General features: G+C 65.4%; 8 protein-coding genes. 7 read left to right on the top strand and 1 reads right to left on the bottom strand.

The annotated features are described in order from the left end of the window. Positions 1-89: 89 nt before the first annotated feature. Positions 90-1,070, top strand: a complete 981-nt coding sequence (locus IP86_RS21980; protein ID WP_054164565.1) for a D-2-hydroxyacid dehydrogenase family protein — start codon at positions 90-92, stop codon at positions 1,068-1,070. A gap of 70 nt (positions 1,071-1,140) precedes the next feature. Here IP86_RS21980 and IP86_RS21975 read toward each other — a convergent pair whose 3' ends face one another. Further along, positions 1,141-1,356: a CsbD family protein gene (locus tag IP86_RS21975; RefSeq protein WP_054164564.1), complete on the bottom strand. Its 216-nt coding sequence runs from the start codon at positions 1,354-1,356 to the stop codon at positions 1,141-1,143. Positions 1,357-1,881: 525 nt separating this feature from the next. Here IP86_RS21975 and IP86_RS21970 point away from each other — a divergent pair. From IP86_RS21970 to IP86_RS21945, 6 genes are all read left to right on the top strand, one after another. Continuing rightward, positions 1,882-4,509, top strand: a complete 2,628-nt coding sequence (locus tag IP86_RS21970; RefSeq protein ID WP_054164563.1) for a PAS domain-containing hybrid sensor histidine kinase/response regulator — start codon at positions 1,882-1,884, stop codon at positions 4,507-4,509. Positions 4,510-4,585: 76 nt separating this feature from the next. Then, positions 4,586-5,068 carry a VOC family protein gene (locus tag IP86_RS21965; RefSeq protein WP_054164562.1) on the top strand — a complete coding sequence of 161 codons (483 nt, stop codon included), beginning with the start codon at positions 4,586-4,588 and terminating at the stop codon, positions 5,066-5,068. A 94-nt stretch (positions 5,069-5,162) separates the two neighbouring features. Then, positions 5,163-6,269 (top strand): efflux RND transporter periplasmic adaptor subunit, encoded by a 1,107-nt coding sequence (locus IP86_RS21960; protein ID WP_054164561.1) that lies wholly within the window; start codon positions 5,163-5,165, stop codon positions 6,267-6,269. Between the two features lie 19 nt (positions 6,270-6,288). Further along, positions 6,289-9,420, top strand: a complete 3,132-nt coding sequence (locus IP86_RS21955) for an efflux RND transporter permease subunit (RefSeq protein ID WP_054164560.1) — start codon at positions 6,289-6,291, stop codon at positions 9,418-9,420. A gap of 18 nt (positions 9,421-9,438) precedes the next feature. Continuing rightward, complete coding sequence (locus tag IP86_RS21950; protein ID WP_054164559.1) at positions 9,439-10,056, top strand: TetR/AcrR family transcriptional regulator; 618 nt, start codon at positions 9,439-9,441, stop codon at positions 10,054-10,056. A 14-nt stretch (positions 10,057-10,070) separates the two neighbouring features. Continuing rightward, entirely contained in the window at positions 10,071-10,688 is a 618-nt protein-coding gene (locus IP86_RS21945) for a flavin reductase family protein (RefSeq protein ID WP_054164558.1), read from the top strand. Positions 10,689-10,813: the final 125 nt, after the last annotated feature.

Raw genomic sequence — 10,813 nt, 5'->3', positions numbered from 1 at the left:
GGGTGGGGGGCCACGGGTCGCAGCGCTCGCGGACCCCCACCCCCGACCCCTCCCCGCAAGGGGGAGGGGAGAAGAAAAGGAAACGCCGCGTGAAGATCGCGATCCTTGATGATTACTTCAACACGCTGCGGACGCTGCCGTGTTTCGCCAAGCTCGAAGGGCACGACGTCACGATCTACAACGACCACGTCCAGGACACCGATGCGCTGGCGGAGCGGCTGAAGGATGTCGAGGCGTTGGTGCTGATCCGTGAGCGCACGCAGATCCGGGCGCCGCTGCTGGAGAAGTTGCCGAAGCTAAGGCTGATCAGTCAGCGCAGCGTCTATCCGCACATCGACATCGCGGCCTGCACGCGGCTCGGCATCGTCGTCTCGTCCAACATGCATGCCGACACGCCGTCCTACGCGGCGGCCGAACTCACCTGGGGACTGGTCCTGGCGGCGATGCGGCAGATCCCGCAGCAGATGGCCGCGCTGCAAGCCGGCACCTGGCAGATCGGCGTCGGTCATACGCTGCGTGACAAGACGCTAGGCATCTATGGCTACGGCCGGATCGGCAGCGTCGTCGCGGGCTACGGGCGCGCATTCGGAATGTCGGTGCTGGTCTGGGCGCGCGAGCCGAACCTGAGCCAGGCGCGCGCCGACGGCTACCAGATCGCCGGCAGCAAGGAAGAATTCTTCGCGCGGAGCGACGTGCTGTCCCTGCACATGCGGCTGGTCGACGCGACACGCGGCATCGTGACCCGGTCGGATCTCGCGCGCATGAAGCCGACGTCGCTGTTGGTCAACACCAGCCGGGCGGGGTTGGTGGAGGGGGGTGCGCTTTTGGACGCGCTGCGCACCGGGCGCCCGGGGATGGCGGCGCTGGACGTGTTCGACACCGAGCCGCTGCGCGATCCACAGGATCCGCTGCTGACCATGCCAAACGTCATTGCGACGCCGCACATCGGTTATGTGACGCGGGACGAGTACGAGTTGCAGTTCAGTGACATTTTCGATCAGATCGTGGCGTTCGCGGCCGGGGAGCCCAGCAATGTCGTCAATCCGGCGGTTCTGGCCGGACGACGCTGACGCAAAAAGACCGGCCGAGGCCGGTCTTTTCCGCAATGAGCAGGGCCATCGCCCCGCCACGGCGTTGAAATCACAGATTGCGGTGAACCGCGGCCGCAGCCTTATCGGTGGTGTCCTTCACCGCATCCTTGGCGTCGCCCAGCGCCTGCTGGCCCTTGCCCTTGGCTTCCTGCACCACGCCCTCGCCCTGCAGCTTTTCCGAGCCGGTGGCTTCGCCGATGCCCTGCTTGGCCTTGCCGACCACCTCGTTGGCCGCGCCCTTGATCTTGTCCATCGTGCTACCCATGAGAAATCTCCTGACCAAATGAGCATCACCGGGACTGGTGAGCTTCGGACCGACAACGGGCTGCGCGGCAGCTTTGTTCCGCCCCGGAATGTTTGTGATCGTATTGAAATATTGGAACAAAACGCCGCCCTCCAGATCGCACCGCGCGCCCCGATTGTGCGGTTGTCGGATTGCAACGAAGGTGAGAGCTGGTGGTAATTAGTTATCTCGTTGGTCCCGCTCTTCCGACTATCGGGATTAATTTCGATCTTTCGGCGATTGTTAACTGAGGCCGGCATCGCGCCGGGTTCGCCCTTGAGCATTAACGTTGCGGAAGCACCAACTCCGCATGGTCGAACCCAAACCGTGCAAAGTCCGACGTCAGTCCGGGATCTGCTGCGGGCCATGCTCCGGCAAGACCTGCTTTTCCTGCATGACTGTCCTCGGGAAACTCCGGCGGCCGGTGCCGATACGTTTATCTTGCTAGGCCGGTAAGATTAGCGTGTGATTCAGAACCGACGAGATCGGCCGAGAGAGCTTTTCGAAATGTCCGGCCTACGGCAATCGATGACGACGGCGCTGACGCCCGGAAAAGACTGGAGCGCGCGCCTCGATTTCTGGCTGGGCGGCCGTGGTGCAGGCACGCTGATTTCCATCCCCGACGTCGACGAGCGCGAGATGCGCCTGATCCGCGCCGAGCAGATCGCGAGCGTCAGCCGGCTGGTGCCGGTGACGATGTCGATCAACATCATCAACGCGACCCTGGTGGTGCTGGTGTTCTGGGACGGCGGTCGCAACATGTTTCTGGCCGCATGGTTCGCTGCGCTGTGTGTCGTCGCGGCGATGGCCGTGCGCTCGTGGCTCGGGACGCGGCACAATCCGCCGCGCGAAGCATCCGCCAATGCCACCCGCCGGATGAGCGTGCAGGCCTTCATCCTGGGCCTGATCTGGGGTGCAATGCCGATCGCGCTGTTTCCGAGCGCGGCGCCCACCGATCAGCTGATTATCGGCTGTCTGGTCACCGGGATGATGTCCGGGGGCGCGTTCACGCTCTCGACGGTGCCGCGCGCGGGACTCGCCTACACCTGGGCGATGGTCCTGTGTTCGGCGATCTCGCTGATGCTGTGCTCCGGTGCGAGTTACATGATTACCGCAGCCTTCCTGGTGCTCTACGCGGTCTTCATGTCGCGCAATCTGATGTGGCATGGCGAGATGTTCTTCAACAATCTGCGTGCCCAGTTCGAACTCGAACGCAACACCGAGATCATCTCGCTGCTGCTGAAAGATTTCCAGGCGAACGCCAGCGACTGGCTATGGCAGACCGATACGCTTGGGCGTCTCGTCCATGTGCCGGATCGCTTCGTCGAGGTCGCGCATCTGCCGGCCAACATTCTATGCGGCGCGCAGCTGTCCGACGTGCTCGGCATGTTGTGCGTGGAGGATGGCCGCAGCGCCGCAGGCGTGGCGGCCAAGATGGCGTTGCGCGAGTCGCTGCACGACGTGCTGGTGCATGTGCGGATCGCCGGCAGCCCGCGGCTGTGGTCACTCACTGCGCGGCCGATGTTCGACCACAATGGCGAGTTCACCGGCTATCGCGGCGTCGGCCGCGACGTCACCGAGCGATGGCGGGCCGAGCAGGCCGAGGCCGAGAATCGCGCGAAATCGAGCTTCCTGGCGATGATGAGCCACGAAATCCGCACGCCGATGAACGGTGTGCTGGGGCTCGCCAACTCGCTGCTCGAAACCAACCTCGATCCGGATCAGCATCATGCGGTGACCACGATCCGCGACTCCGGCGACAATCTGCTGCGCATCCTCAACGACATCCTCGATCTGTCGAAGCTCGAGGCCGGACGCATCGAGTTCGAACAGGTCAATTTCTCGCCGGTGGTGCTGGTCGATGCGGTGCGGTCGATCGTCGAGCCGAACGCCCGGGCGAAGGGCCTCAGCCTGAAGATCGATATCGATCCCCGGCTGCCGCCGGCGCTGACCGGCGACGTTCAGCGCATTCGCCAGGTGCTGCTCAATCTTGCCTTCAACGCGGTGAAATTCACCGAGCACGGCAGCGTCGCCATCGTTCTGACCTGCGTCCGGCGCGACGACAGCTATGCGACGGTCGAGTGGCAGGTGACCGACACCGGCATCGGTATTCCGCCGGAGCGCGTCGGCTCGCTGTTCACGGATTTCGCGCAGGCCGATCTGTCGATCAATCGCCGGTTCGGCGGCACAGGGCTGGGTCTCGCGATCAGTCGCCGCATCGTCGAGCAGATGGGAGGCGGCATCGACGTCACGTCGCGGCCGGGCGAGGGCTCGACGTTCCGGTTCAGCCTCGATCTACCATGGAGCAATGCTCTCATTTCGGACTACCGCCTCGACCGGGTCGGCAACGACGATCTGCGGACGCGGATCGCCATGCTGGGCCATCCGCTCCGCGTGCTGATCGCCGAGGACGACACCACCAACCAGATGGTGGTTTTGAAGATGCTCCAGGAATTCGCCGCCGATACGCAAGTGGTGGCCGATGGCGCCGAGGCGCTGCGGGCGCTGGAGGCGGAGGAGGTCGATGTCGTGCTGATGGACGTGCGGATGCCGATCATGGACGGTCTGGCTGCGACACGTGCGATCCGCAGCCGCGGCGGAGCTTTGGCCGGCCTGCCGATCATCGCCCTGACCGCCAACGCCTTTCCGGACGACATCAAGGCCTGCCGCGAAGCAGGCATGACCGATTTCCTCGCCAAGCCGCTGCGCAAGCCGGCACTGGTTGCGGCCGTGCTGCGCGCCCTTCGCGGCGGCGGCGCAAGCGCCTCGCAGGAGCCGGCGGCTCCGCGCGCTCCGGTGGATCTCAACGTGCTGGCTGAACTGACCGAAGAGATCGGCCGCGAGCAGGTGACCGAAATGGTGTCGCTGTTCTTCAGCGAAACCGATCGCCGGATCGCGCTGTTTCGGCAGTTCGCCGCCGATATCGATCGCGAGGCGCTGGCGATCGAGGCGCACTCGATGAAAGGCGGCGCGGCGACGCTGGGTTTCGGCTCGGTGGCGGAGATCGCCCGCGCGATCGAAGTGGCGGCCCCGCTCGTGTCGCCGGACGCGCTGAAGGCGCAGACAGCGCAGCTTTCCACGGCGGTGATCGAGCTGCGCCATCACTGCGAAGGCAAGTTCAAGCTGGCGAGCTGATCGGCGGTGCTCCTCCGCTGTCGGAAATGGCTTCGCGCGTTCGTCCTCGGCACGATGCCTCTAGCGGAGTTGTGCCATGTCGAAGATCACCCCCTGCCTGTGGTTTGCCAGCGAAGCCGAGGAGGCGGCGCGATTCTACGTCTCCTTGCTTCCCGATTCCCGGATCGACCATGTCCAACGTAGCGTCGTTGACACGCCATCCGGCCCTGCAGGGGCGATCCTGTTGGTCGAATTCACCCTCGCGGGCCAGAGCTACTTGGCGCTGAACGGTGGGCCGCGAGCCAATTTCACCCACGCAGTGTCCTTCATGATCAACTGCGAGGACCAGGCTGAAGTGGACCGGCTGTGGGACGCGCTGCTCGAGGGCGGCGAGCCGGATCAATGCGGCTGGCTGCGGGACCGCTACGGCCTGTCCTGGCAGATCGCGCCCGCGATCCTGCCGAAGCTGTTTGCAGGCCCTGATCGGGCCGGTGCGGAACGGGCCATGCGGGCGATGATGCAGATGGTGAAGCTCGACGGCCCGGCTCTGCAGCGCGCCTATGATGGTGCAGCGCAATAACGCATGAACGCCACGAGATCGTGATCACTGACGATTATTGACAATCGTCATCAATCAGGAGACGGTTCCCTCAGTTCCGGCTGAGGGGTCTGTCATGCTAGCGCATCCGATGTTCGATGGAATGGTCCGGCTTCTGATCGGCTTGGCTCTAGCCCTGCTGGCGCTGACATTGGCGGGCTGCGACGACAAGCAGGCCAAGAAGGACAAGCCGGAGCGGCCGGTGCTGGTCGAGAGCCTGCGCTACGCCGCGGCGTCGCCGCAGCGCAGTTTCGTCGGGACGATCCGGCCGCGGATCGAAACCGATATCGGCTTCCGGGTCACCGGCAAGGTGGCGCAGCGGCTCGTGGAAGTCGGCCAGACCGTCGACGTCGGGCAGCCGCTGGCGACGCTCGATCAGACCGATCTGAAGCTGCAGGCCGAGCAGGCCGAGGCCGAGTACAGCGCCGCCAAGGGCGTGCTGGCGCAGGCGATCGCCTCGGAGAACCGCGCCAAGGAGCTGCGCGGCAAGGGCTGGTCGACCGAAGCACAGATGGATCAGGCGCGGGCCGCTGCTGACGAAGCCAGGGCGCGGTTCGCGCGGGCCGAGCGCTCGGTGGAGCTGACCCGCAACTCGCTGTCCTACGCGACGCTGAATGCGGATACGCGCGGCGTTGTAACTGCGGCGCTGATCGATGCGGGCCAAGTCGTGGCGGCCGGGCAGGCGGCGTTTCGCATCGCGCGGTTCGGCGAGAAGGAAGCCGTGGTGGCGATTCCGGAGACGCTGATCGGCCGCGCCAGGCAGGGCCAAGCGCATGTCAGCCTGTGGTCGGAGCCGGGCAAAATTCATGTGGCAAACTTGAGGGAGATCTCTCCGATCGCCGATCCTGCGACTCGTACCTATCTGGCGAAGTTTTCGCTGCCGGATGCCGACGACGGTATCGCGCTCGGCATGACGGCGACGCTGACGCTGTCGGATCCGGCGACCGACCGGGTGGCGCGGCTGCCGCTGTCGGCGCTGTTCAACCAGGGCGGATCGCCTTCGGTCTATGTGGTCGATAGCTCCGGCCAGGTGACGCTGACCCCGGTCGCGGTGAAGGCCTATGAGAGCGAGAGCGTGGTGATCGGCGACGGTCTCCAAGACGGCGCCAAGGTCGTGGTGCTCGGCGTCCAGAAACTCGACCCGACCGAGAAGGTCCGGGTCGTGTCGTCGCTCGCGTTCTGACCGGGGCGGGGGGGCGGCGATGCGGTGGTTCAACCTCTCGGCCTGGGCGGTCGCACATCCGGCGCTGATCCTGTTCCTGATCTGCGCGCTGGGTGTCTCCGGCGCTTACTCTTATCTCAGGCTCGGCCGCGCCGAGGATCCGTCGTTCACCGTCAAGGTCGCGGTGGTGTCGGTGATCTGGCCGGGCGCGACCGCGGCGGAGATGCAGGCGCAGGTCGCCGATCCGATCGAGAAGAAGCTGCAGGAGCTGCCGTATTTCGAGAAGGTGCAGACCTATTCGAAGGCGTCGTTCGCCGCCATGCAGGTCACCTTCCGCGACTCGACGCCGCCCGCCGAAGTGCCGCATCTGTTCTATCTGTTGCGCAAGAAGCTGTGGGACGTTGCGCCGCAACTGCCGAGCAACCTGATCGGGCCGACCATCAACGACGAATACGGCGACGTCGACTCCATCCTCTATATGATGACCGGCGACGGCGCGAGCTACGCGCAGCTCAAGAAGGCCGCCGAAGGCCTGCGCCAGCGTCTTTTGAAGGTCGCCAACGTCACCAAGGTCAACGTCTACGGCACCCAGGACGAGAAGATCTATGTCGAGTTCTCGCACGCCAAGCTGGCGACGCTCGGGCTGACGCCGCAGGCGCTGTTCGACTCGCTCGCCAAGCAGAACGCGGTGACGCCGGCCGGCACGGTGGAAACCTCGTCGCAGCGCGTGCCGCTACGCGTCACCGGCGCGATCGACGGCGTCAAGGCGGTGGCCGAAACGCCGGTGGAGAGTAACGGCCGCGTGTTCCGGCTCGGCGATATCGCCACGGTGTCGCACGGCTATGTCGACCCGACCGACTACATGGTGCGGCAGAAGGGCAAGGCGGCGATCGGCATCGGCGTGGTCACCGCCAAGGGCGCCAACATTCTCGACCTCGGCGAGCAGGTCAAAGCCGCGACCGCGGAGTTCATGGGCGACGTGCCGCAGGGCATCGAGATCGAGCAGATCGCCGATCAGCCGCTGGTGGTGAAACACGCGGTCGGCGAATTCATGAAGTCGTTCGTCGAAGCGCTGGTGATCGTGCTGTTCGTGTCGTTCCTGGCGCTCGGCTGGCGCACCGGCATCGTGGTGGCGTTGTCGGTGCCGCTGGTGCTGGCGATCGTCTTCATCGTGATGAACGCGATGTCGCTCGACCTGCACCGCATCACCCTCGGCGCGCTGATCATCGCGCTCGGCCTGTTGGTCGACGACGCCATCATCGCGGTCGAGATGATGGTGGTGAAGATGGAGCAGGGCTGGGACCGCGCCAAAGCGGCGTCGTTCGCCTGGGAGTCGACGGCGTTCCCGATGCTCACCGGCACGCTGGTGACCGCCGCCGGTTTCCTGCCGATCGGCCTCGCCAACTCATCGGTCGGTGAATATGCCGGCGGCATCTTCTGGATCGTGGCGATCGCGCTGATCGCCTCGTGGTTCGTCGCGGTGATCTTCACGCCCTATATCGGCGTCAAGCTGCTGCCGGACTTCGCCGGCCGGAAGGGCCACGATCCCGACGCTGTGTATCACACCCGGATCTATCGGGCGCTGCGCGCCGGCGTGGCGTGGTGCGTGCGCTGGCGCGGCACGGTGGTGCTTGCCACCGTCGGCCTGTTCGTCGCGGCGATCGTCGGCTTCGGCCATGTGCAGCAGCAGTTCTTCCCGCTGTCGGAGCGGCCCGAACTGTTCCTGCAGCTGCGGCTGCCGGAAGGCACCGCGTTCGGCGTCACCATGAACACCGTCAAGGAGGCCGAGACGCTGCTGAAGGACGACGGCGACATCGCCACCTACACGGCCTATGTCGGCAAAGGTTCGCCGCGGTTCTGGATGGGCCTCAACCCGCAGCTCCCGACCGAATCCTTCGCCGAGATCGTGATCGTTGCCAAGGATGTCGAAGCCCGCGAGCGCATCAAGGCGCGGATCGAAGCGGCGGCGCATGAGGGTCGGCTGTCGGAAGCGCGCGTCCGCGTCGACCGCTTCAACTTCGGTCCGCCGGTCGGCTTCCCGGTGCAATTCCGGGTGATCGGACCTGATACCACCAAGGTGCGCGAGATCGCCTATCAGGTCCGCGATGTGGTGAAGCGCAATCCGAACGTGGTCGATCCGCATCTCGATTGGAACGAGCAGTCGCCGTATCTCAAGCTGGTGGTCGATCAGGACCGCGCCCGCGCGCTCGGGTTGACGCCGCAGGATGTCTCGCAGGCGCTGGCGATGCTGATCTCCGGCGCGCCGGTGACGACGGTGCGCGACGGCGTCGAGAAGATCGCCGTGGTGGCGCGCGCGGTGCCGGCGGAGCGGCTCGATCTCGGCCGCATCGGCGAACTCACCATCACGGCGCGCAACGGCGTCGCGGTGCCGCTGTCGCAGGTCGCCAAGGTCGAGTATGCGCACGAGGAGCCGATCCTGTGGCGGCGCAATCGCGACATGGCGATCACGGTGCGGGCCGACGTCGTCGACGGCGTCCAGGCGCCCGATGTCACCAACGCGATCTGGCCGCAGTTGAAAGAGATCCGCGACAGCTTGCAGCCGGCCTACCGCATCGAGACTGGTGGTGCGATCGAGGAATCCGCCAAGGGCAACGCCTCGATCTTCGTGCTCTTCCCGGTGATGGTCATCGTGATGCTGACGCTGCTGATGATCCAGCTGCAGAGCTTCCCGCGGCTGCTGCTGGTGTTTCTCACCGCGCCGCTCGGCATCGTCGGCGCTTCGCTCGGGCTCAACGTCGCCGGCGCGCCGTTCGGCTTCGTGGCGCTGCTCGGGCTGATCGCGCTGGCCGGCATGATCATGCGCAACACCGTCATCCTGGTGGATCAGATCGAGACCGATGTGGCGCAGGGATCGACCCGGCGCGAGGCGATCGTCGAGGCGACGGTGCGGCGCGCGCGCCCGGTGGTGCTCACCGCGCTGGCCGCGATCCTGGCGATGATCCCGCTGTCGCGCTCGGCATTCTGGGGACCGATGGCGATCACCATCATGGGCGGCCTGTTCGTCGCCACGTTCCTGACGCTGTTCTATCTTCCGGGGCTCTACGCCTTGTGGTTCCGCAAAAGCCTCGATGAGCGTGGCGGCGCCGATCTTGCGCCGCAGCATGGCGATCATGCGCAGGGTGCGTTTCCGCTTGCCGATGCGGCCGAATAATTCGACATTGCGGCCCTGATGAGCGTGATTTCAGAGAACACCGAAGCCGACATGCGTCACCGTATTCTGGTGGTGGCGGAACGTCTGTTTCGTCAGATCGGCTACCAGAAGACCACGGTGGCCGACATCGCCAAGGTGCTGCAGATGAGCCCGGCGAACGTGTATCGCTTCTTCGATTCGAAGAAGGCGATCCACGCCGGCGTGGCGCGGCATCTGATGGGCGAGGTCGAGGAGGTCGCCGCCGGCATCGCGGCGGAGAGCGGTCCGGCCGCCGACCGGCTGCGCAAACTGCTGTCCACGGTGCACCGGATGAATCGCGAGCGCTATGTCGGCGACGAGAAGCTGCACGAGATGGTGGCGATCGCGATGGAGGAAAACTGGGATGTCTGCGTGCTGCACATGCAGCAGATCGTCGGCGCCATCACCCAGGTGGTGACCCAGGGCGCGGCCAGCCGGGAGTTCGACGTGCCGGACGTTCCGGTGGCGGCGGGTTGCACCTGCACGGCGATGATGCGATTCTTCCATCCTCAGATGATCGCCCAGACCATCAACAAGGATGGTCCGACGATCGATCAGATGATCGACTTCATCCTCCGCAGCCTCGGCGCGCACCGCAGCGGTGTGGCCGCTTCCTAACCCGGGACCTCCGCGTGACCGATCTGCATTCCTACGAGCCGGCCAACGGCCATGGCCTCAAGCACGACCCGTTCAACGCCATCATCGCGCCGCGGCCGATCGGCTGGATCTCGTCCTGCAGCGCCGCCGGCCACGTCAATCTGGCGCCCTACAGCTTCTTCAACGCCTTCAACTACAAGCCGCCGCTGATCGGGTTTTCCTCGACGACCTGGAAGGACACCGTCGCCAATATCCAGGAGACCGGCGAGTTCGTCTGGAATCTGGTGACGATGGAGCTGGCGCAGGCGATGAACGCGACCTCGGCGACGGTGCCGCAGGAGGTCGATGAATTCGACCTCGGCAAGCTCACCAAGCTGCCGAGCACCAAGGTCAAGCCGCCGCGGGTCGGCGAGAGCCCGGTGTCGTTCGAATGCAAGCTGTCGGACATCATCCAGCTCAAGGGCGCGGACGGCACCAAGGCGCAGGCCTGGCTGACGATCGGCGAAGTCGTCGCGGTGCATATCGACAAGCGGCTGATCCAGGACGGCGTGTATCAGACCGCGCTCGCCCGCCCGATCGTCCGCGCCGGCCGCCGCGGCGACTACTTCGAAATCCGCCCCGACGCGATGTTCGACATGCCGCGGCCGGAGTAGCTGAGCGGCCAGCGCGGCTTCGCTGGCCGGGTCACCGATTTGTCTGAACGTTGCGCACGCCAATCACTCCGTCATGGCCGGGCTTGTCCCGGCCATCCACGCCTTTTCTGCATTTCCGTCAGCAA

Origin of the sequence: Rhodopseudomonas sp. AAP120 (assembly GCF_001295845.1) — a bacterium.
GTDB lineage: Bacteria > Pseudomonadota > Alphaproteobacteria > Rhizobiales > Xanthobacteraceae > Rhodopseudomonas.
Note: the sequence above shows the minus strand (reverse complement) of the source record. Positions and strands in the feature narration are given on the sequence as shown.